We start from the raw sequence: 20,680 nt of genomic DNA, 5'->3' as shown, positions 1-20,680 counted from the left end.
ACCGGCCGCGCCCACCGTGCCGGACGGCAGCGGCCCGGACCGGGACCGACACGCCTCGGGACCCCGCGATCCACCGCCCGGACCGGATCAGGTCGTCGGCGCGTCCACGAGTTCCGTCAGGGCCGCCGCCAGCACGGCGAGGCCGGGGCCGGCGGGGCCGCCGGGCTCCGACATGTACGCGTCCCGGCGGATCTCGACCATCAGCGCGCCGACCCGGTCGTCCTTGCCGTAGTACTTCAGCGGCACGTACGTGCCGGCGAAGGGACTGTCGAGCCCGGTGCCGCCGAAGCCCTCGAACGCCTTCTCGGCGGCGGCCAGGAGGGCGGGCGGGGTGTGGAAGGGGTCCGTGCCCAGGCAGATCGGCGGCCGGCTGCCCTCACCGTGGAGTTCGTACGGGAGGGGATCCGTCGGGTACGAGTGCACGTCGATGATCACCGCTCGCCCGGCGGCCTGCAGCCGGTCCTCCACGGCCCGCGTCATCGCCTCCGCGTACGGGTGGAAGTAGCGGTCGAGCAAGAGGCGGCTGTCGAACCCCTCGGGGCGCAGGCGCTCCCGGTTCGTGGAGTGCGTGTACACCGCGCCCATGCCCACGGCGAGCATCTCCTCGCGCTCGTCGGGGAACCGCTCCGGGTCGACGACCAGCCGGGACAGCCCGTTGACGAACCGCCACGGCGTGACGGCGGAGGCGGCCGCGGCCGCCGCGGCGATCTCGGCGGTGTGGGAGTCGGTGATGTGGTCGAGCTCCCGGTCGAGCGCACGGTCGGACAGGCGGATTCCCCGGCGGACGGACGCCGGTATGACCCGCGAGGAGTGCGGCACGTGCAGGATCACCGGCGACGTGGCGGCGCCGGGGAGGATCTCGAAGGGCTCGGGCCGATGGTTCACGTGCAGCTCCTCTGTCGATGGCCGACCCGTGGAGGCGAGCTGCCCGGATCCGCTGATCGAAGGACCCGTACGGCGTTTCTCCCCGGGACGGAGCGGGACACCGGTATCAAGGGCCGGTCCCTGCTCTTGGATTGGAACCCCCATGCTCTCGAACGTTCTCCGTGTGGCCGTCGGCGCCGCACTCACCGCCGGTCTGGTCACCGGGCCCACCGGGCCGGCTTCGGCCGCTGCCGGCTGTGCGTACACGCCGGACGGGAAGGCGGCCAGGAGCGTGGGGACCCCGCCCGGAGACGTCAGCCGTCTGCGCCCGTACGCGGCCACGCTCCACACCAACCACGGGGCCGTGGTCTTCGAAGCCGACACGGCGAAGGCGCCGTGCACCACGAACTCCTTCGCGTACCTGGCCGGCCGGAAGTACTTCGACGGGACCACGTGCCACCGGCTCACCACCGCAGGCATCTTCGTCCTGCAGTGCGGGGACCCGACCGGTACCGGCTCCGGCGGGCCCGGCTACCGGTTCGGGGACGAGAACCTGACGGGAGCCGTCTATCCGGCCGGCACCGTCGCCATGGCGAACGCGGGGCCGGGAACCAACGGCAGCCAGTTCTTCCTCGTGTACCGGGACACCCGGCTGCCCCCGCACTACACCCCGTTCGGCAAGATCACCCGGAACGCCCGGATGCTGGTCGAGATCGCGAAGAAGGGGACCAGGGACGGCGGGAGCGACGGAGCGCCCCGGCAGCAGGTGACCGTCGACTCCGTTCGGATCGCCGCCCGGTAGAGGACCGGCCGGGCCGTCAGCCGACGCGGATGCCGATGACGCACGTGTCGTCGTCCGTGTCGGAACGGCTCTCGGCGAGGAGGCGGTCCAGCTGGCCGTCCAGGTCCCCGGCGGCGGAGGCCGCCACGCGCACGAGGTGCCCGAGCGACTCCTGCACCGAGGAGTCCCGGCGCTCCACCAGCCCGTCCGTGTACATCAGCAGCGTGTCGTCCGGTTCGAGCTGCACCTCCCGCTCGACGTAGGCGACGTCGGGCAGGGCTCCGAGGAGCAGCCCCTCGATGAGCGGGAACGCCTCCGCCTCCCCGCCTCGGACGAGTACGGGCGGCAGGTGGCCCGCGCGGGCCCAGCGCATCACCCTCGTGCGCGGGTCGAAGAGGCCGCAGACGGCCGTGGCCGTCACGTGCTTGGCCAGGTGGTGCGTCACCGTGTTGAGCCAGGACAGCAGCTGGGCGGGGCCCGCCCCGGTGACGGCGAGGCCGCGCAGGGCGTTGCGCAGGACGACCATGCCGGTGGCCGCCTCGATGCCGTGCCCGGCGACGTCGCCCACCGACAGCATGATCAGCCCGGAGGGCAGCACCACGGTGTCGTACCAGTCTCCGCCGACGAGCGCCTCGATCTCCGCGGGCCGGTAGCGGACGGCCACCCGCAGGCCCGGCGCCTCGATGGCCTGCGGCGTGGGGGGCATGATGGCGTGCTGGAGCTGGAGGGCCAGCCGGTTGCGTTCGGCGGACTCGGCCTCGGTGTGGGCGAGTTGGTCCCTGGTCGCGGCCAGAGCCACCTCGGTCCAGTGCTGGGCGGAGATGTCCTGGTAGGCGCCGCGCACGGCGTGCAGCCGCTGGTCCGCGTCGAGGACCGGCTCGGCGACGACCCGGATGTGGCGGGTGATGCCGTCGGATCTGCGCAGGCGCAGGTTGACCGAGGCGGGGCGGCGGTGGCGCAGGACCGCGCGCAGGAAGCGGCCGAGGGCCGCGGAGTCGTCGGGGTGCGCGTATCCGGGGAGTTCGCGCAGCCGGACCGGGGGCGCGGTGGGCGGGAGTCCGTGGAGCGCGTAGAGCTGGGCGTTCCAGGTGGTCTCGCCGGTGACGAGGTTCTCTTCGAAGCCTCCGATGCGGCCCAGGCGCTGGGCGTGCTGGAGGAGGTTGGCCAGGCGGGCCGTCTCGTCCTGGATCCGCCAGATCAGCAGGACGGCGGAGCCGTGGCGGCTGACGCTGATGTTCGCGACCGAGGTGAGCGGGATCTGGTCGACGAGCGCGGTCAGGCTCATGCGTTCGGCGCGGAAGGGCTCGCCCGTCGCGTGCACGCGCTCGATGATGTCGAACAGCCCGCTCTCCCCGGCGGCCAGCGGGTAGGCCTCCAGCAGCAGGGCGCCGTTGACGTCGCCGCGCGGCCGTCCCACCGGGTCGACGAAGCGGCTGCCGGTGTGCCGGATCCGGAAGTCGGCGAGCCGGCCGTCGGAGTCGAGGACCGGGGTGAGGACCACGGCCGGGTCCTGGAGCCCCTCGGCGAGGTCGATGAGCTCGGCGACGTCCGGGAGGACCGCGTCGGCCGCCGCGGGGTCGCACGGGGGCGAGGCCTCCATGGTGCGGGCGCACAGCTCGGCGAGGGCCTCGACCTGACGCTCGATCTGGGGTGCCTGCGGCTCCAGGGGCAGCGGCCAGCAGATCTCCAGGACGCCCTGGATGCGTCCGCCCGTCCCCGTGGGCACCGCCATCCGCCCGCCGTCGGGCCACTCGGCACGGCCGATGGAGGGGAGCCCTTCCCGGTCGAGGTCGGTGAGGGTGACCAGCCGGCGTTCCTCCAGCGCGCGGCGGGCGACGGTGGAGACGCCCGGGGGCACGTGGCGCCAGCGGGCGGCTTCCCTGGGCGGGAATCCGGCGTGGCCGGCGAGGGCCAGCGAACCGTCGGGTTCCGCGGCCCACACGGCCACCGCCACGGCTCCCAGGGGCCCCAGGGCGTTCGTCAGGAGGGACTCGGCGACCGTCTGGGTGTCGGCGGCGACGGCGAGCACCCCGCTCTCGGCGGTGCGCAGGCGCACCGCCACCGTGGAGTGCCGGTCGGCCGGGTCGGCCCCGCCGGCGCCCGGGCCCGTACCCGCGCCAGCGCCTGTGCCCGCCCCCGTGCGTTCGACGAACTCGGCGGCGATCTCGCTGACGTGGTCGCGGGAGGCCTGGTTGACGATGTCCGCGGCGAGTTCGAGGGGGGACATGCCGCTCTCGCGGCACAGGACGTCGAGCTGGCGGGCGGCTGCGGCCGGGGTGCATTTCAGCTGCCCGATCAGGATGCCCTTCGCCAGTTCGACCAGGGCCCGCCCGTCGGCGGCCGCCTGTGCCTCCAGCACTTCGCGGCGCAGCCGTTCCACGGTGGCGACGAGGCGTCCGAGGGGCGTCGGAGCCTGCTGCGGGACGAGGCCCGCCGCCCGGTCGGCGTCCGGTGTTGCCGACCGGCGGGCATCGTCGTGCCGGCGCGTGTCCCCGGTCACCGGGTGAGCCGGCGGCGGATGCGGGCGATGAGGTCGTCGGCGTCCACCGGCTTGGTCACGTAGTCGCTGGCGCCCGCGGCGAGGCTCTTCTCCCGGTCCCCGGGCATCGCCTTGGCCGTGACCGCGATGATGGGCAGGCCCGCGTACTGCGGCATCCGCCGGATCTCGGCGGTGGCGGCGTAGCCGTCCAGTTCGGGCATCATCACGTCCATCAGGACGATGTCGACCCCGGGGTTGCGGACGAGGGCGTCGATACCCTTGCGGCCGTCCTCGGCATGGAGCACCCGCATGCCGTGCAGCTCCAGGACCCCGCTGAGGGCGAAGAGGTTGCGGGCGTCGTCGTCGACGACGAGGACGGTGCGTCCGGCCAGGTCGCCTTCGAGCACGTGATCGGAGGTCCGGCGGCGCGCGTCCCCGTGCACCAGGGGCAGGACGTCTCCCGGCTGTTCGGCGGAGAGGTGGAGCGCGATGCGTTCGCGCAGCTCGTCCAGGCTGGAGAGCAGTTCCACGCGGTGCGATGCGGACCGCCCGCGCAGGGCCTCCTCCTGGCCGGCCCGTACCCGGGGGTTGTTGTGGGCGAGGACGGGGAGCGAGGCGAGGGCCGGGTCTCCGTCGAGGGCGTCGAGGAAGCGGAGCGCCTCGCCGTCGGGCAGGTCCAGTTCCAGGACGACGCAGTGGAAGGAGTGCGCCGCCAGGGCGGCGGCCGCCTCGCGGGAGCCGGTGGCGTGGACCACGTGGATGCCGCCCCGCTCCCCCGCCCCCCGGTGGCCGGGGGCGAAGTCCCGGTCGGCGCTCTCGGCGACGAGGGAGAGCAGGCCGTGCGTCCGCTCCTCGATCACCAGCAGGCGGCGGGACCGCCGCTGTTCCGGGAGGACGGGCTCGCCCGGACGGCCGCCCTGCGCCTTCGCCGCTCGGTACGAGGCCCCCGGCGGGAGCGCCGCGGGAGCATCGGAGGAGGAGGCGTCCTCGTAGTCCGCGCGGCTGACCGGCAGGTAGAGGGTGAAGGTGCTGCCCTGGCCGGGGGTGCTCTCCGCGGTGACGGCGCCGCCGAGGAGCTGGGCGATCTCGCGGCTGATGGAGAGCCCGAGACCGGTGCCGCCGTACTTGCGGCTGGTGGTGCCGTCGGCCTGCTGGAAGGCCCCGAAGACCGACTCCAGCTGCTGTTCGGGGATGCCGATGCCCGTGTCGCGCACCCGGAAGGCCAGTATCGGACCGCGCCGGGAGAGTCCGGAGGGGATCTCGGGGGCCGCGGCCGGTTCGATGCGGAGTTCGACGCCGCCGCGCTCGGTGAACTTCACGGCGTTCGACAGGAGGTTGCGCAGGATCTGGCGCAGCCGGGAGTCGTCGGTGAGCAGGTCGTCGGGGGCGCCCGGGGCCGTGGTGACGGTGAAGTCGAGGCTCTTCTGCGTGGTCATCGGCCGGAAGGTGGCGTCGACGTACTCCAGGAGCTGGGGCAGGTGCACCCGCTCGGGGTTGATGTCCATCTTGCCGGCCTCGACCTTCGACAGGTCGAGGATGTCGTTGATCAGCTGGAGGAGGTCCGAGCCGGCGGAGTGGATGATGCCGGCGTACTCGACCTGCTTGGGGGTGAGGTTGCGCGCGGGGTTCTGGGCGAGCAACTGGGCAAGGATCAGCAGGCTGTTGAGCGGTGTGCGCAGCTCGTGGCTCATGTTGGCCAGGAACTCGGACTTGTAGGTGGAGGCCAGCGACAGCTGCTGCGCGCGGGTCTCCAGCTCCTGCCGGGCCTGCTCGATCTCCAGGTTCTTGGCCTCGATGTCGCTGTTCTGGCTGGCGAGCAGGGCCGCCTTCTCCTCCAGCTCCGCGTTGGAGCGCTGGAGTTCCTCCTGCTGGACCTGGAGTTCCTCCGAGCGGGCCTGGAGCTCGCCGGTCAGCCGCTGGGACTCGCCGAGGAGCTCGTCGGTGCGGGCGTTGGCCACGATGGTGTTGACGTTGGCGCCGATCGCCTCCATCAGCTGGGCCAGGAAGTCTCGGTGGACGGGGTTGAAGGCGGAGAAGGAGGCCAGTTCGATCACGCCGAGGATCTGGTCGTCGACCACGATGGGCAGGATGATCAGGCTGCCCGGGGTGGTGTGGCCGAGCCCGGAGGAGATCACGTAGCCGGCGGGGACCTGGTCGGTGGCGATGATCCGGCGGCTGCGGGCCGCCTGTCCGACGAGGGACTCCCCGAGGGCGAAGGCGGCGCCCTCCTCCGCGGCGGCGGAGCGCCCGTAGGAGCCGACGAGGGTGAGGACGGTGCCGCCGGGGCGGTCCTCGGCGAGGTAGAAGGCTCCGTACTGGGCGGCGACCAGCGGCGTCAGTTCGTCCATGACGAGTTCGGCGACGGCGGCCAGGTCCCGGTGGCCCTGCATCAGGCCGGAGATGCGGGCCAGGTTGGACTTGAGCCAGTCCTGCTCCTGGTTGGCGCGGGTGCTCTCGCGGAGCGAGCCGACCATGGAGTTGATGTTGTCCTTGAGTTCGGCGACCTCGCCCGAGGCGTCGACGGTGATCGAGCGGGTCAGGTCGCCCTCGGCGACCGCGCTGGCGACCTCGGCGATGGCCCGGACCTGGCGGGTCAGGTTCCCGGCCAGCTCGTTGACGTTCTCCGTCAGCCGCTTCCAGGTGCCGGAGACCCCCTCGACCTCGGCCTGGCCGCCGAGCCGGCCCTCGCTGCCGACCTCGCGGGCGACGCGGGTGACCTCGGCGGCGAAGGCGGAGAGCTGGTCGACCATCGTGTTGATGGTGGTCTTCAGCTCCAGGATCTCCCCACGGGCGTCCACGTCGATCTTCTTGGACAGGTCGCCGTTGGCGACGGCCGTCGTGACGAGGGCGATGTTGCGGACCTGGCCGGTGAGGTTGTTGGCCATGGAGTTGACGTTGTCGGTGAGGTCCTTCCAGGTGCCCGCCACATTGGGCACCTGCGCCTGACCGCCGAGCCGGCCCTCCGTGCCCACCTCACGGGCCACCCGGGTCACTTCGTCGGCGAAGGCGGACAGCGTGTCGACCATCGTGTTGATGACCCCGGCCAGCGCGGCGACCTCGCCCTTCGCCTCCACCATGATCTTCTGCGAGAGGTCGCCGCGGGCGACGGCGGTGGCCACCTGGGCGATGGAGCGCACCTGGCCGGTGAGGTTGGAGGCCATGACGTTGACGTTGTCGGTGAGGTCCTTCCAGGTGCCGGAGACGCCCCGGACCGTGGCCTGACCGCCCAGGTTGCCTTCGGTGCCGACCTCGCGGGCCACGCGGGTGACCTCGTCGGCGAAGGCGGAGAGCTGGTCGACCATCGTGTTGATGGTCTCCTTCAGCTCCAGGATCTCCCCGCGCGCGTCCACGCGGATCTTCTGGGTCAGATCGCCCTGGGCCACGGCGGTGGTGACCTCGGCGATGGAGCGCACCTGGGCGGTCAGGTTGTCGGCCATGACGTTGACCGACTCCGTCAGGTCCTTCCACGTACCGGAGACGCCCTGCACGTCCGCCTGGCCGCCGAGCCGGCCCTCGGTGCCGACCTCGCGGGCCACCCGGGTCACCTCGCCGGCGAATCCGGAGAGCTGGTCGACCATCGTGTTGATGGTCTCCTTCAGCTCCAGGATCTCGCCCCGCGCGGTGACGGTGATCTTCTGCGACAGGTCGCCCTTGGCCACGGCGGTCGCGACCTGGGCGATGGAGCGCACCTGGGCGGTGAGGTTTCCCGCCATGAAGTTGACCGAATCCGTGAGGTCCAGCCAGGCGCCGCCGACTCCCGGTACGTCGGCCTGGCCGCCCAGCGTCCCCTCGGTGCCCACCTCGCGGGCCACCCTCGTCACCTCGGACGTGAACAGGGACAGCTGGTTGACCATCCCGTTGAAGACGGTGGCGATCTCCCCGAGCAGCCCGTCCGCCGCATCGGGCAGCCGGGTACGGAAGTCCCCGTCGCGTACGGCGGTCAGCCCGGCCAGCAGCCTGCGCAGCTCCGCCTCGCCGATCCCGCCCTCGCCCTCGCCCGGAAGCGGAGGCTCCTCGCCCGCCGAACCCGTGCCCGCCCGCTCGGCCATCCGCCCCAACCTCACACTCGAAACCGACACTCCGACGAACGGGACAAGAAGGACCCCCGGTTTCGGGGCGCACCGATGCGCCCGGCTCCGTGGGGATCCGCCTTCGCCGCACCTCCGGTCCGGTGAAGGCTAGCGCCGCCGAAGGGACGATAAGGCACGGTCGATCACACCGGGGACAGTGCATCCCGCCTGCGGGAAGGGGAAGGGGGCGCGAGGCCCTCCGCTCCCGTCCCGAACTCACCCACGGGCACGGCGCTTTGGCGAACTCCCGGGTGACCCGGCGGGTTCCGGGTAGACGAACCGGTGATACTCGCACACCACGGAGGAAACGGGGGTGAAGGGGATGGCGGTCAAGGCTGTGGGCTGGGCCCGGTCGTTTCCCGTCGCGGAGGGTGTCCGGGCGGCGCGGGAGTGGACGGCGGACCACCTGGCGTCGCTGCCGTGGAGCGGTTCGGTGGCCGACCCCGTGTACTCCGTGCTGATCTGCGTCTCCGAACTCGTCACCAACGCGCACCTGCACGCGGCCGGCACCGCGCATCTCGTGCTGACCTGGGACGGCTGCTGCCTGCACGTGAGCGTGGCGGACGCCGATCCACGGCTGCCCCGCCACCGGGAGCCCGCTGCCGATGCGGACGCCACGTCGGGCCGCGGGCTGGGCATCGTCAACGCCCTGGCCGATTCCCTGGACGTCCACGCGTGCCACGGTGGGAAGGCGATCACCGCGTGCTTCCGGCCCGGCGGCGGACCGGACCCGCACCACTCGCGTTCCGAGGGCCCGGACACCGGCTGAGCGGCCGGGCACCAGGAGCGGGTCACGCCCCGGCGGCGGCCTCGACGCTCTCGTGCAGGGACAGGACCGTATCGGCCCCGGTCACCGCGAACAGCCGGCGCAACTGCTCGCCGGGGGCGGCGATGCGCAGGGTCGTGAGGTGGTGCAGCCGCAGGAGCAGGTTCAGGAACGAGGAGTCCCCGAAGGTGATGGAACCGGCGTCCAGGATCACCAGCGGATGCAGGCCCGCCGCCTCGGTGAGGGCCTCCTCCAGGGGAATCAGGGTGTCCTGGTCCAGTTCTCCCCGGGCCACCACCACCCAGCCGGCGCCGGCCGGGTAGCCGTCCCCGACCACGTTCTGCCCGTGTCCGTCTCCTGCTCCGGTCATGTCCGCCTCCCCGGATCGTCCGTCGTACGTTCTTCCCAGGGAGTATGCCTGCTCCTCGCTCCGGCACCACAGCCTCCCGGCCCGGGTCCCCCTGCCGTGCGGCCTCCGGCTCTCAGTTGAAGACGTCCAGGACGTCCAGCCAGGAGCCCGAGTCGTCGGCGGAGCGGCGGGGCCGCAGGGGGCGCGGATCCGGGTAGGTCTCCGCCGCGGCCCTCGCGCGGACGATGTCGGGGCCGCCGCACGCAGCGACCGCGAAGGCCCCGAAGACCTTGGCGAATGCGGCCGGGTCGCGGAACTCCACGCCGACGGCCCGGCCGTCCCGCAGCGGCACCCACAGCACCCGGACGGACCGCGTCCATGCCGACACCGGCTCGGCGTCCGCCGTCGACCGCCCCTCCAGCCACAAGCGCGCCACGTGCAGCAGGTTCACCTTCTCCATGGACAGCCGCTTGCGCCGCACCCGCAGTTCACGCGCGGTCAGTCGGACCCACTGGTCCTTGTTCGGGTACCAGACGACGCCGATTCCGAACGGCGCCCACAGCAGGATCCCGACCATCGGCCAGATCACCGCGTGGCCCCACGACCGGAGCAGCCCGCCGTCCAGCAGGGACAAGGCACCGAAGAACAGGGCCCACTTCGCCGTCATCCGCCAGAACCCGCTGCCCTGCCGGTACAAGACCCGTTGCTTCCCCGTCATCACCATGCCCCCACGCTATCCACCGGCCTTCTGCTCGTCGCAGGCGCCCGTCGGCAGGGCCGTCCCGGAAAAGAATCGGGCATCGAGGTGTGTAGACCCTCCCAGGCGGGGCAGAAGCGCCCCCGGCAGCCGTCAGTCAATCGGGAGGGAGCGGCCACCATGTATCGCTCGGCCACCGTTGTAGGCCCCATTCGTGCAGCAGACGCTGAAGTACCTGCGGGTGACCTGGAGTCCGCGGGAGCGCCCACGCAGGACGCGGACCTGTTCCGGGTGGAGAACGCCCGGGAGATGGCGCCCGGTGACGCACGGGAGCTCTCGCGGCTCTTCTTCGCGAGGCTGCGCACCTTGGAAGAGGGAACGCGCGAGTACCAGTACACGCGCAACACGCTCATCGAGATGAACCTGTCCCTGGTCCAGTTCGCCGCGCGGCGCTTCCGCGCCCGGGTGCTCGGCGGCGGTCTCGACATGGAGGACATCATCCAGGTGGGGACCATCGGCCTGATCAAGGCGATCGACCGCTACGACACGGAGCGCGAGGTCGAGTTCTCCACCCTCGCCCTCCCGTACATCACGGGTGAGATCAAGCGCTATTTCCGTGACACCACGTGGGCCGTGCACGTTCCGCGCCGGCTGCAGGAGCTGCGTACGGAGCTGGCCAAGGCCCAGGACGCCCTGAGCGATGTCCTGGGCAGGGCGCCGACGGTCAAGGAGATCGCCCACCACCTGGAGTTGTCCGAGGACGAGGTCATCGAGGGGCTGGTGGCCGCGAACGGCTACACGAGCAGTTCCCTCGACGCCACCCCCGTGGACGGCGACGCGTCGCCCGCGGCGGGCCGGACCGCCCGGCCGGCGGCTGAGCGCCACGGCGCCGTCGATCCCGGCATGGAACTCTTCGAGGAGTTCCACACCCTCGCCCCCCTGTTGGAGCAGCTGGACGAACGCGACCGGCTCATCCTGCGGATGCGCTTCGGGCAGGAGAAGACCCAGGCGGAGATCGGCGCCGCACTCGGCGTCTCCCAGATGCAGGTCTCCCGCATCCTGTCCCGCACGCTGGCACGGCTGCGCGACGGCATGCTCGCGGTGTAGGAAGGGGTCATGAACTCCCCATCGGGAGCGGACGCGTGCGCGCCGCTCACCGCCCGGCCGTGGCAGGACCGTCCCGGCGCGCGCCTGAGCGGCAGCTGCGACCTCGACACCCGGCAGTGCCTGTCCGCCGCGATCGGCGTCGTGACCGCGATGCCCGGCCCCGTCGTCCACCTCGACCTCTCCGCCGTGGTCTTCCTGGACACGGCCGCGGTCGCCGCCCTCGTACGGGCGGCGGCCGCCCTCAGCGGGCAGGGGCGGCGCCTGCTGCTCCACGACCCGCCGTACTCGCTCCGCAAGGTCGTGGAGATGTTCCCGGACGAATGCGCCGCGCTGGAGGTCGCAGCATGATCACTGTTCCTGCGCCCGCCGGGCCCGGGGCCTTCGTCCACCCCGCCCTCTTCTACGAGGACCTCGACGCGTACGTGTCCGGGGTGGGCGGCTTCGTGCGCAGCGCCCTGTCGGCCGGTGAACCGGTGCTCGTCGCCGTACCGGGCCCGCACCTGGACGCCCTGCGCGAGAGCCTCGACGGGAGCGCGGCCGCGGTCACCTGGACGGACATGACCGGACTGGGGCGCAATCCCGGCCGCATCCTGGCCGGTTTGCAGGATTTCGCCGACCTGCACGTCAGCCGGGCGGTCCGGATCGTGGGAGAGCCGATCTGGCCCGGCCGCTCCCCCGCCGAGGTCCTGGAGGCCACCCGGCACGAGGCCCTCATCAACACGGCCTTCACCGGCCGGCCCGCCACGATCCTGTGCCCGTACGACGTGCGGGGGCTGGCGCCCGACGTGCTGGCCGCTGCCCGGCGCACGCACCCCACCCTCATCGAGGGGGGCCAGGACCTGCCGAGCCCGGCGTACACCGACGCCGTGCGGGTCTCGGCGGACTGCGACCTGCCGCTGCCCGAACCCGAGGGCGAGCCGCCCCGGTTCGCGTACGCCCACGGAGGACTCGCCGAGGTGCGCGAGTACGCCGACACCTGGGCCCGCGGGACCGCTCTGAGCGCGGCGCGGCGCGGCGACCTGGTCCTGGCCGTCAGCGAGGCCGCGGCCAACTCCCTGTCCCACGGGGGCGGGAAGGGCACGCTGCGCCTGTGGACCACCAGTGGCGCACGGGCGGGAGTCGTGGCCGAGGTCCGTGACGGAGGTCGTCTGGCCGACCCCCTGGCGGGGCGCCGCCGCCCCTCCCTCGCCTCGGCGAACGGCGGCCGCGGACTGTGGATGATCCACCAGCTCTGCGATCTCGTCGAGGTCCGGGCCGTGGACGACGGCTTCACGCTGCGGCTCCACATGGCAACGCCCTGACACCCGAGGTCACCTACACTCGGGGTCGGGCTCGGGTGTCCTCGGGCCGCTCGGGGGCATACGAACAGTCCGGGACCCCGACCACGACCTCGTCGTGCAGTCCCGGGAGCAGCGAACCAAGCAGCGTCGGCACGGGGGTGCGAGAGCACGGTGGAGACCATCGGACCGAAGACGGGAGATCCAGTGAGCGCCGGCCTTCCCGGCGGCCTTCCCGGAGGAGGCCAACGGCGTCGCCTCGCACTGGCGGGCGTCGGGGGCGCGGTGGCCAAGGGACGCGACTTCACGCGCCGGGCCCTGCGCGACTGGGGCTGGGACGGAACGGAGACCGCCGAGGACGCCCTGCTCCTCGTGTCCGAGCTGCTGACCAACGCCTCCCTGCACGCGGACGGCTGCCGGGAGCTCGTGCTCACGGCCGGGGAAACGCTGCGCATCGAGGTCTGCGACGGCACGACGGACCTGCCCCGGCTCCACCCGGCCCCGCGGCGCGGCATGCCCGGCGGTCACGGTCTGCACATCGTGGAGCGCCTGTCCGACCGCTGGGGCACGCAGTCACATGAGCACGGCAAGGCCGTCTGGGCCGAGATCGAGGCCGGCCGGCTGGTGTCCGGCAGGCCCGCGCCGCGCTGACGGGACCGGGACACGGCCGGCCGGCCGGCTCCCGACCGGCCCCGGCCGTCCCGAGCCGTCCCGCGCGGGAGGGCGTCGATCCGGCGTCCGGGGGCAGGAGCGCCCCATGACCCCTCATCAGTTGACCTCCCTGTCCCTGGCCCCGGCGATCGGCCCGTCCTGGGTGCACCTGCTCGTCATCGCCTTCGCGCTGATCGTCCTCGTGCACACCCTCGCCCGTCACCGGTAGGAACGCTTCCGCTCGGCCGTGGCCGCACCGTACGGGTGCGGCCCGCCGGGGAGTTCCGTCAAAGGGACGGCCTAGGTGTATTGCCGTGCGCCGTCGGAGCCGGGTCCAGGAGGATGCGGGGCAGGGCGCCGGGGTGCTTCTCCGCCAGCCAGGCGATCAGCTGCTCGCGTACGGCGCAGCGCACCGTCCACAGGTCGTCGGCGTCCTTGGCCGTGACGATGGCCCGCACCACGATGGTGGAGGGCGTCGTCTCCGTGACGGCGAGGTCCCAGCCGCGGCCGTCCCACTGCGGGCAGGCGTGCAAGATCTCGAGGACCTTGTCCCGCAGGAGGTCCACGGGCGCGGTGTGGTCGCAGTGGAGGAAGACCGTGCCGGTCATCTGGACTCCGCCGCGCGACCAGTTCTCGAACGGCCTGGTGGTGAAGTACGAGACGGGCATGGTGATGCGGCGTTCGTCCCAGGTGCGTACGGCGAGGAAGGTGAGGGTGATGTCCTCGACCACCCCCCACTCGCCCGCGACCACGACCGTGTCGCCTATGCGCACCATGTCGCCGAAGGCGATCTGGAAGCCGGCGAAGAGGTTGCCGAGGGTGGACTGGGCCGCCACGCCCGCCACGATGCCGATGATCCCGGCGGAGGCGAGGAGGGACGTGCCGAGCGCGCGGAAGCTCGGGAAGGTGAGCAGCATCGCGGCGCCCGCGATCACGGCCACGACGACCGTCACGACCCTCGTGATCAGCGTCACCTGGGTACGGACCCTGCGTACGCGGGCCGGGTCGCGGGTGCCGGTGGCGTAGCGGGCGTACCCCGACTCGACGGCGGCGGAGGCCACGACCACGATCAGCCAGGCCCCGGCGCCGATCAGGGCGAGCGAGAGGATCCGGCCCGTGACGGCCGCGTTGTCCCGCAGCGGCGGCCACGCCGTGTGCCGGCAGGCGCCCTTGAACAGTGCGGCGAGCAGGACGATCTGCAGGGCGTGGCGGCAGCGGCGCAGCAGGTTCCACCAGGGCGTTTCGGGGTGACGTGCGTCGGCGTGGCGGAGCAGTCGGTCGACGGCCCAGCCGGCCGCGGCGGTGAGCAGGATCGAGGCCCCCAGGAGGGCCAGGAGGCGAAGGGCGCTGTTCATGTCTCCCCAGTGGGTGGTAGCGGCACGGACATCCCCGCGCCTGCCCCACGGCAGGGACCTGACACGGGGAGTCCGCCCGCCGGTCTGTGCGACCACCGCCGAGGCCGCCCTCCACCTGCACGGGGTCCCGAGGCCGGAGGCCCGGCCGAGGCGAGCGGGTCAGTTGCCGCGCTGGAAGGCCTTCCGCCAACCCGTGCGGCTCGGCTTCGCGATCGACTTCGTTGCCGGCTTCGCGCTCGGCGTCGGCTTCTTCTCCGGCTTCTTCTCCGGCTCCGGCTCCTGTTCCGGCCTCGGCGAGGGCGCGGGATGGGCTTGCCGGGGGCGGCGGTGCCACCAGTGCCTGCGGCGGGGGTGCACGGCCCGGCCCAGGCGGCGGCCGATCAGCAGGTAGCCGAGGAGGGCTCCGGTCGTGTTGAGGATGACGTCGTCGATGTCGAAGACGCGTCCCGTGACGAGGGCGCCCTGGATCAGCTCCACCAGCGTCATCAGACACACCGTCACCGCGGCGACCCTCAGCAGCCCTCGGGCCGGGAGCATGAGGACGGGCAGGAGCACCCCGAACGGCAGGCCCAGCAGCAGGTTCCCGCCCAGCTGGCGCACCGCCTGTGCGGTCGACGCGCCGTCCAGGTAGGCGCTGATCGAGTGGCCGGGCCGGACGTTGCTGTGCACCAGGTCCACCGAGGCGGCGGAGGGTTCCAGCGTGAGCCGTGCCAGGACCACGCTGAACAGCACGGTCCCTACGAAGGCCGCCAGCATGGCCAGCGCCCGGACGGCCGGGTGCGCCGGGCGGCGTCGTTGCCGGGCGGCCGCTACGGGCCCGATCTCGGGGCTCTCACCGCGCCGCAGCGCGTGTCTCCATGTCATGGCGGCTCGTCTGCCCTGCGAACAGTCGGGTACGCGCCCGGCGGGCGAGCCGGGTCCGGACCTGCGTGCCGTCGCGACGTCGGCGCTCCGGGGGCGAATGAAGGTCCGGAGCCGGGGCAGGCGAGTTCGGGCGGGGCGCCAACCGCGCCGCGTACGACATCGAAAGAGAGGGACGGCCGGCACTGCCCCGCCGCCCCCTGTCTGGCGAAGGAGTTGTTTCGCGTGACTGAGCATGTGTGGAGCTACAGGTCGACCGCGGGCCACCTGACCGGCACCGACCTGATCGGCTACACGGTCGAGGCGACCGACGGCAGCATCGGCAAGGTCGACAAGCACTCCGACGAGGCCGGTGACGCCTACCTGGTCGTGGACACAGGGATCTGGATCTTCGGCAAGGAAGTGCTGCTCCCGGCGAGCACCGTGATCATCGTCGATGCGAACCGGGAGAAGATCTACGTCGACGGCACCAAGGAGCAGATCAAGAACGCTCCGGAGTTCCACCGCGAAAAGCACCTCGACGACGTCGGGTACCGCGAGGAGATCGGGACCTACTACTCGATCGGCGGCTTCGGCGGCCGCATCATCTGACCCGCGGGCGCGGACCGACGCGGATCCACTCTCCCTGTGTCGCCTGGGCACACGGCTCTGGGCCATCCGGAGCAACGGGGGCGTGTTCCCTCCGCCCCGACCGACTATCCACCGCCCGGGCGGTGGATAGTCGGTCGGGGCGGTCGGCCGCACGGGCTGCCGACCCCGCGCCCAGGCGACACAGGGAGAGTGGATCCGATGGTGAAGAAGGCATTGCTGACGTACGCCTTGGCGGCCGGAGTACTGATCGGGCCGCTGAGCACGGCCGGCTGGGCGGCCGACGGGCTCGCCTCCGGCTACGCGCAGGGCAACTCCGGCCCCGTGGGCGTGGTCGAAACCCGCGCACCGCTCAACGTCCGCGAAAAGCCGACCGTGTACTCGGACGTGGTGAAGAAGCTGCATCCGAACCAGCGGGTGCTCCTGGTGTGCCAGAAGCGCGGGGGCTGGGTGGACGGCAACCCGGTGTGGTACCGCCTGCACGGCTCGAAGGGCTGGGTCTCGGCCCGCTACGTCCACAACCTCCAGCCGGTCCGCCCCTGCTGAGAGCGCGACAAGCGGTGGCATGACGCAGGGGAGCGGCCCCCGGTGTTCGGGGGCCGCTCCCTTCACGGGTGCCGGGGCTCAAACGCGTCGTGCCCGGCGGCTCCGCCGGGCCAGCAGGGCCGCGGCCAGTACCCCGGCGCCAGTGACCCACGCGGTCCGGTGGCTCCGTACCGTGGTCGCGGCCCGCACGGCCTTGCCCCGAGCGGAGTCGAGCTTTCCGTCCTCCACGAGGCGGCCGAGTTCCTTCCGGGTCCGGACGGCCTGCCGGCGGAGCGCCTGTGCGCCGGGGAGGGTCTTCATTCCGTGCAATCCGGTCGTCGTCATCGGGTTCCCTTCCTTCGAGTACTCCGCCTGCCTGACGGGCGTGCTGCGCGGATACCCCGCAACGGGCATACGACACAGCTGAGTTGCTCCTGAAATGGAAGGGCGGCCCCCCATAGTTCTGTGCCGTCGCAGCGGCCGTGTTCAGGAAGCCTCTTCGTCGGCTCTGGCCTGCCAGTAAGCAGCGCCTTCCCGGGTGGCGCGGGTGTCGGGGTGGTCCGGGCCCAGGACGCGGAGGCAGTCATCCAGCAGCTGAGTGAACGCGCTCGCCGCCGCGTCAGCATCGCCTGCCATGCCTTGGAGGTAGGCGAGGTGGCCTCGTGCGGAAAGCGTGTGGGGGTGGTCCGGACCCAGGAGGCGGCCACGCCCGGCTGCCAGTTCTGCCGTGGCGGCCGCGGCGGCTTCCGCGTCACCGGCCTTGGCCCGGGACGACGCCAGCTGGTCCCAGGTTGTGATCGTGTCGGGATGGTCGGGCCCCAGTACCCGCACGCGAGCCGTCAGAAGCTTCTTCCACGCTGTTGCGGCGCCCGAGTCATCTCCGGCTTCGTCGAGCCAGTGGGCCAGGATGCCCAGCGTCGTGAGGGTGTCGGTGTGGACGGGGCGAGCATGCGCAGGCACGCATCCAGGAGCTCCTCCTGTATGGTCGCCGCGCCGGCTGGATCTCCGGCCGTTCCCGTCTCGTAGGCGAGGCGGGCTCGGGCTTGCAGGGTGGTGGGACGGTCCGTTTCCGTGACGTGTGTTCGTTCTTCCAACAGCCCTGCAGAGCCGTCGTTCGCGTACACCGCGTCAGCGATCCGAATTGCCGCCTGCGGGTAGGGCGTTGCCAACGCCGGCAGAGGTGTACGCCACAACCCCAGCGCGAATGCCATGCCCAACAAGCGACCGGCGTGCGGCGGGCCGACCACCTGTGCCACATCGATGAGCGCCCATGCCTGCTCTTGCGGCGTAGTACGGCTACGGGCGATCCGCTCGGCCCGCTCATGGTCGCCCGCCGCGGCCACCGCCCTGGCCACCCCGGCCAGCGCCCCCACCTGCTCGTACGGGTCGGTGAGGGTCAGCGCGATCTGCTCGGCCTCTGCGGCCAGCCCGGCAGCCCGGCAGCCCGGCAGCCCGGCAGCCCGGCAGCCCGGCAGCCCGCTCATGATCACCGGCCTCGGCTGCCGCCCCAGCCACCCCGGCCAGCGCCCCCACCTGCTCGTACGGGCTGGTGAGGCTGTGGACGATTCGCTCGGCCCGCTCATAGCCGCCGGCCTGAGCCACTGCCCTGGCCACCTCGGCGAGCGCCTGTGCCTGGCCATGCGGGTTGGGGACAGTGCGGGCGATGTGCTCGGCGTGCTCATGGTCACCGGCCTCAGCTGCGGCCCTAGCCACCCGGGCCAGCGCCTCTGCCTGGCCGTGCGGGTTGGGGACGATGCGGGCGACCTGTTCGGCCCGCTCGTGGTCACCGGTCGCGGCCAACGCCCCGGCCACGGCGATCTCCGCGCTCCCGTACCCCTGCTGCAGCGGGTCGGTGATGGCGAGGGCGATGTGCATGGCGTCTGCGACGAGCCCGGCAGCCCGCTCATCGTGACCGGCCTCAGCCAGCGCCCCAGCCACCCCGATCACCGCCCGCACCTGCTTCTGCGGGTCGGTGAGGCCTCGGCCCGGTTGGTTTGGCCGAGAGCGACCCACAAGGCGGGGAGCTTGGTGGGCATGTGGGCGTTGCGGGATTCGAGTTGATGGCGGTGATGGGACAGCCTGACCAGGGCGTACAGGTCCGGTTCCGGGCAGTCCAGGAGCAAGTCCTGGCAGGTTTTGATCTCGGTGAGGGCGGCCGTGTCGCCACCGGAGAGGTCGAGCATCCGGTCGTGGCGTGCCGGGTCGATGGCCAGGGTGATCAGGTGGTGGGTATCGCCGACGGTGGCCAGCATGCGGGGGTACCCGGTCAGCAGGTACTCGGGGGTGTGCGGCGGCCACGGCGGATGGCCGTCGACGGGCGTGCGGTAGCCCTCGGCCCACCTGTGCAAATCGTCCCGGTAGCGGGCCAGGCGGTCATGGCCGAGGTAGTGGCCGGCCGCGTTGTGCAGTTCCTCGTGGCCGAGCAGGTAGACCTGTCGTTGGTCGTCCGGTCTCCAGGAGGTGACACGGGGGGGTGAAGGTGCGCCCGGCCACGGTGTGCAATATCTCCTCCATGGTCCACAGGTCCGCACCTGTCAGCTCACTCAGGTCGGAGCCGGAGAGGCCGCCCCGGGCGGCGGTGATCAGGCCCAGCAGATCCTGCTCGATGGGGCTGCCGGCGAGGAGACGTTTGAGTTCGGACTGGCCGAGTCGTTGCAGATCCCTGGCATCCGGGGAGTCACTGAGCAGGCGGATGATGCCCGGGTCACGCAGTGGGTGCCAGTCGGGCACATCGTCGGGGATCGGGGGGTTGGGCCGTCCGGCGACGATGATCCGCATCCCGGCCGACGGGCGGCCGGGCAGCAGTCCGGCGATGCTGTGTGCCCCCAGCCCGGTTGTCACGCCGCGGTCTTCGTCCAGCCCGTCAACGACCAGCACCAGCCGGCCACCGGCCTGCCGACTCATGGCCGCGGCCTGAGCGAGCAGATCCATCAATGCGGCTTCCCTGGCCGCCTCATCTCCGCCCGCCGGTAGATCCTGGCGGAGCAGTGCACACAGCTGCTCCGTCAGCGCGGTGGTGAACGCCTCCCGTGTGTCCTGCGCGGCCAGCCGGGCAGTGATGAAGAAGGACACCAGCCACACTCCGCCTGCGGCAGGCGGGGCAGGCGGGTTGAGCACGAACGTGGACATCAGCGCGGACTTGCCCGCCCACGGCCCGGCCTGCCACCACACGTAGGGACCGCGATGCTCGTCCAGGCAGAAATCTGCCAGCTCGGCCAGCTCGGCCTCCCGGCCCAGCAACCGCGGTGGGGCGATCCGCTCCACTTGCCGCTGGTACGCCGAGCGCACCGGCCGCGGCACGGCAGACTCCCCATATTTGTAGACCGTCACGTTCCCGCCGACCTGCCCGAAAGCGAACCCGTCACCGCTGGCGCGGGCGTGGGCGTCTCCGGCACCGCCGACCCGGCGCCGGTCACCACCGAGGTGCCGCCTGCTTGTTCAGCGGCACGCAGCTGGGCCACCAACTCGTTGACTGCCCGGCCGAACTCGTTGTCTTTGAGCGCTGCAGCAGTGACCGCCAACTCCACCTGCTGACGGGTCAGTTCGCTGACTTGCCCCTCATCGGTGGCGGCCTCCTCGGCCAGATCGTCCAGGGCGGGATGCGCGCCGAGTTTGGCGGCCACAGCCGCGTGCAGCTTGCCCAGCCCCGCATCGATGGACGGATAGACCAGACCGTCGGCCACTCGGCGGGCCTTGCTCACCGCCCACACAGTCGCACAAGTGGGACATTACGTCGTGACAGTTGCACGGGCCGGCCACCGCGCGCCGGGTGGGGGCGCCGTTCAGGCCGACAGGTCGAGTTCGTAGACCTGACCGATCAGATCGGCGCCGAAGCTGTGGTGCGGCTCCTCCTCCACGAGCCGGAAACCGGCGGACAAGTAGATCCCGCGCGCGGCCACGAGGACGCCGTTCGTCCACAGCCGGATCCGCTCGCATCCCGCCTCGCGGGCGAAGTCCACGCACCGTGCGACCAGGCGTGCACCCAGACCGTGGCCGCGGGCGGCGGGGTCCACCAGGAGGATCCGTAGTTTGGCGGTGCCGGCGTCTTCGTCGGCCACGCAGAACACGCTGCCGACCCGGCGGCCGTCCAGTTCGGCGATCCAGGCCGCCTCGCGGGCGGGATCGTGGCCGGCCGCGCACTCCGCGACGATCCCTGCGACCAGGGCCTCGAAGCTGTTGTCCCAGCCGAATTCCCTCGCGTACTGCTCACCGTGGGCCATCACCACCCAGCCGAGATCGCCCGGCTCCCCCAGCGGCCGGATCACCGCACGGACCTCGTTCATGGGGCCCCTCTCTCCGATCCATCGAGT

At 72.1% G+C, this 20,680-nt stretch carries 23 protein-coding genes; 9 read left to right on the top strand and 14 right to left on the bottom strand.

What is annotated here, in order from left to right:
- Positions 1–87 precede the first annotated feature (87 nt).
- Positions 88–885 (bottom strand): N-formylglutamate amidohydrolase, encoded by a 798-nt coding sequence (locus ACE1OC_RS39750; protein WP_407841142.1) that lies wholly within the window; start codon positions 883–885, stop codon positions 88–90.
- 142 nt (positions 886–1,027) lie between these two features.
- On the opposite strand from ACE1OC_RS39750, the gene ACE1OC_RS39745 reads away from it, so the two are divergent.
- Positions 1,028–1,666: a peptidylprolyl isomerase gene (locus ACE1OC_RS39745; protein WP_407841141.1), complete on the top strand. Its 639-nt coding sequence runs from the start codon at positions 1,028–1,030 to the stop codon at positions 1,664–1,666.
- Positions 1,667–1,682: 16 nt separating this feature from the next.
- On the opposite strand, the gene ACE1OC_RS39740 is transcribed toward ACE1OC_RS39745, so the two are convergent.
- Together ACE1OC_RS39740 and ACE1OC_RS39735 are read right to left on the bottom strand one after the other, a co-directional pair.
- Complete coding sequence (locus ACE1OC_RS39740; protein WP_407841140.1) at positions 1,683–4,145, bottom strand: SpoIIE family protein phosphatase; 2,463 nt, start codon at positions 4,143–4,145, stop codon at positions 1,683–1,685.
- Positions 4,142–8,173 (bottom strand): HAMP domain-containing protein, encoded by a 4,032-nt coding sequence (locus tag ACE1OC_RS39735; RefSeq protein WP_407841139.1) that lies wholly within the window; start codon positions 8,171–8,173, stop codon positions 4,142–4,144. Before ACE1OC_RS39735 ends, ACE1OC_RS39740 begins: the two co-directional genes overlap by 4 nt.
- A gap of 343 nt (positions 8,174–8,516) precedes the next feature.
- Between ACE1OC_RS39735 and ACE1OC_RS39730 the strand changes: the two genes are divergently transcribed.
- A complete protein-coding gene (locus ACE1OC_RS39730; protein WP_407841831.1) occupies positions 8,517–8,963 on the top strand; it encodes an ATP-binding protein in 447 nt (148 codons plus the stop codon).
- Positions 8,964–8,985: 22 nt separating this feature from the next.
- Here the strand turns inward: ACE1OC_RS39730 and ACE1OC_RS39725 are convergent, their stop codons facing one another.
- Entirely contained in the window at positions 8,986–9,330 is a 345-nt protein-coding gene (locus ACE1OC_RS39725) for an STAS domain-containing protein (protein ID WP_407841138.1), read from the bottom strand.
- 112 nt (positions 9,331–9,442) lie between these two features.
- On the bottom strand, positions 9,443–10,033 hold the full coding sequence (locus tag ACE1OC_RS39720) for a hypothetical protein (protein WP_407841137.1): 591 nt from the start codon (positions 10,031–10,033) through the stop codon (positions 9,443–9,445).
- A gap of 153 nt (positions 10,034–10,186) precedes the next feature.
- Here ACE1OC_RS39720 and ACE1OC_RS39715 point away from each other — a divergent pair, with 153 nt between their 5' ends.
- From ACE1OC_RS39715 to ACE1OC_RS39695, 5 genes are all read left to right on the top strand, one after another.
- Positions 10,187–11,113, top strand: a complete 927-nt coding sequence (locus ACE1OC_RS39715; RefSeq protein WP_407841136.1) for a SigB/SigF/SigG family RNA polymerase sigma factor — start codon at positions 10,187–10,189, stop codon at positions 11,111–11,113.
- Positions 11,114–11,122: 9 nt separating this feature from the next.
- Positions 11,123–11,461 (top strand): STAS domain-containing protein, encoded by a 339-nt coding sequence (locus ACE1OC_RS39710; protein WP_407841135.1) that lies wholly within the window; start codon positions 11,123–11,125, stop codon positions 11,459–11,461.
- The gene (locus ACE1OC_RS39705; RefSeq protein WP_407841134.1) at positions 11,458–12,414 is read left to right on the top strand and encodes an anti-sigma factor RsbA family regulatory protein; all 957 of its coding nucleotides are present in this window, start codon (positions 11,458–11,460) and stop codon (positions 12,412–12,414) included. The genes ACE1OC_RS39710 and ACE1OC_RS39705 overlap by 4 nt, the downstream gene beginning before the upstream one ends.
- 183 nt (positions 12,415–12,597) lie before the next feature.
- On the top strand, positions 12,598–13,041 hold the full coding sequence (locus ACE1OC_RS39700; RefSeq protein ID WP_407841133.1) for an ATP-binding protein: 444 nt from the start codon (positions 12,598–12,600) through the stop codon (positions 13,039–13,041).
- Positions 13,042–13,147: 106 nt separating this feature from the next.
- A complete protein-coding gene (locus ACE1OC_RS39695; RefSeq protein WP_407841132.1) occupies positions 13,148–13,270 on the top strand; it encodes a hypothetical protein in 123 nt (40 codons plus the stop codon).
- 58 nt (positions 13,271–13,328) lie between these two features.
- Here ACE1OC_RS39695 and ACE1OC_RS39690 read toward each other — a convergent pair whose 3' ends face one another.
- Entirely contained in the window at positions 13,329–14,396 is a 1,068-nt protein-coding gene (locus ACE1OC_RS39690) for a mechanosensitive ion channel family protein (RefSeq protein ID WP_407841131.1), read from the bottom strand.
- Between the two features lie 159 nt (positions 14,397–14,555).
- Positions 14,556–15,260 (bottom strand): VanZ family protein, encoded by a 705-nt coding sequence (locus ACE1OC_RS39685; protein WP_407841130.1) that lies wholly within the window; start codon positions 15,258–15,260, stop codon positions 14,556–14,558.
- A 222-nt stretch (positions 15,261–15,482) separates the two neighbouring features.
- Here ACE1OC_RS39685 and ACE1OC_RS39680 point away from each other — a divergent pair, with 222 nt between their 5' ends.
- Together ACE1OC_RS39680 and ACE1OC_RS39675 are read left to right on the top strand one after the other, a co-directional pair.
- A complete protein-coding gene (locus ACE1OC_RS39680) occupies positions 15,483–15,848 on the top strand; it encodes a PRC-barrel domain-containing protein (protein WP_407841129.1) in 366 nt (121 codons plus the stop codon).
- A 198-nt stretch (positions 15,849–16,046) separates the two neighbouring features.
- Positions 16,047–16,391, top strand: a complete 345-nt coding sequence (locus ACE1OC_RS39675) for an SH3 domain-containing protein (RefSeq protein ID WP_407841128.1) — start codon at positions 16,047–16,049, stop codon at positions 16,389–16,391.
- 78 nt (positions 16,392–16,469) lie between these two features.
- On the opposite strand, the gene ACE1OC_RS39670 is transcribed toward ACE1OC_RS39675, so the two are convergent.
- From ACE1OC_RS39670 to ACE1OC_RS39640, 7 genes are all read right to left on the bottom strand, one after another.
- On the bottom strand, positions 16,470–16,715 hold the full coding sequence (locus ACE1OC_RS39670; protein ID WP_407841127.1) for a hypothetical protein: 246 nt from the start codon (positions 16,713–16,715) through the stop codon (positions 16,470–16,472).
- A gap of 141 nt (positions 16,716–16,856) precedes the next feature.
- Positions 16,857–17,276 (bottom strand): tetratricopeptide repeat protein, encoded by a 420-nt coding sequence (locus ACE1OC_RS39665; protein ID WP_407841830.1) that lies wholly within the window; start codon positions 17,274–17,276, stop codon positions 16,857–16,859.
- A complete protein-coding gene (locus tag ACE1OC_RS39660) occupies positions 17,210–17,854 on the bottom strand; it encodes a hypothetical protein (protein WP_407841859.1) in 645 nt (214 codons plus the stop codon). Before ACE1OC_RS39660 ends, ACE1OC_RS39665 begins: the two co-directional genes overlap by 67 nt.
- 459 nt (positions 17,855–18,313) lie before the next feature.
- Entirely contained in the window at positions 18,314–18,718 is a 405-nt protein-coding gene (locus ACE1OC_RS39655; protein ID WP_407841126.1) for a hypothetical protein, read from the bottom strand.
- A gap of 25 nt (positions 18,719–18,743) precedes the next feature.
- Entirely contained in the window at positions 18,744–19,700 is a 957-nt protein-coding gene (locus ACE1OC_RS39650; RefSeq protein ID WP_407841125.1) for a hypothetical protein, read from the bottom strand.
- Positions 19,697–20,071: a hypothetical protein gene (locus ACE1OC_RS39645; protein ID WP_407841124.1), complete on the bottom strand. Its 375-nt coding sequence runs from the start codon at positions 20,069–20,071 to the stop codon at positions 19,697–19,699. The genes ACE1OC_RS39650 and ACE1OC_RS39645 overlap by 4 nt, the downstream gene beginning before the upstream one ends.
- An 81-nt stretch (positions 20,072–20,152) precedes the next feature.
- Positions 20,153–20,653, bottom strand: coding sequence for a GNAT family N-acetyltransferase (locus ACE1OC_RS39640; RefSeq protein WP_407841123.1), 501 nt, complete (start codon positions 20,651–20,653; stop codon positions 20,153–20,155).
- Positions 20,654–20,680 lie beyond the last annotated feature (27 nt).

It is taken from the genome of Streptomyces stoeckheimensis, from assembly GCF_045822005.1.
Classification (GTDB): Bacteria; Actinomycetota; Actinomycetes; order Streptomycetales; family Streptomycetaceae; genus Streptomyces; species Streptomyces stoeckheimensis.
The sequence above is the reverse complement of the archived record's forward strand: the minus strand, read 5'-3'. Positions and strand labels throughout refer to the sequence as shown.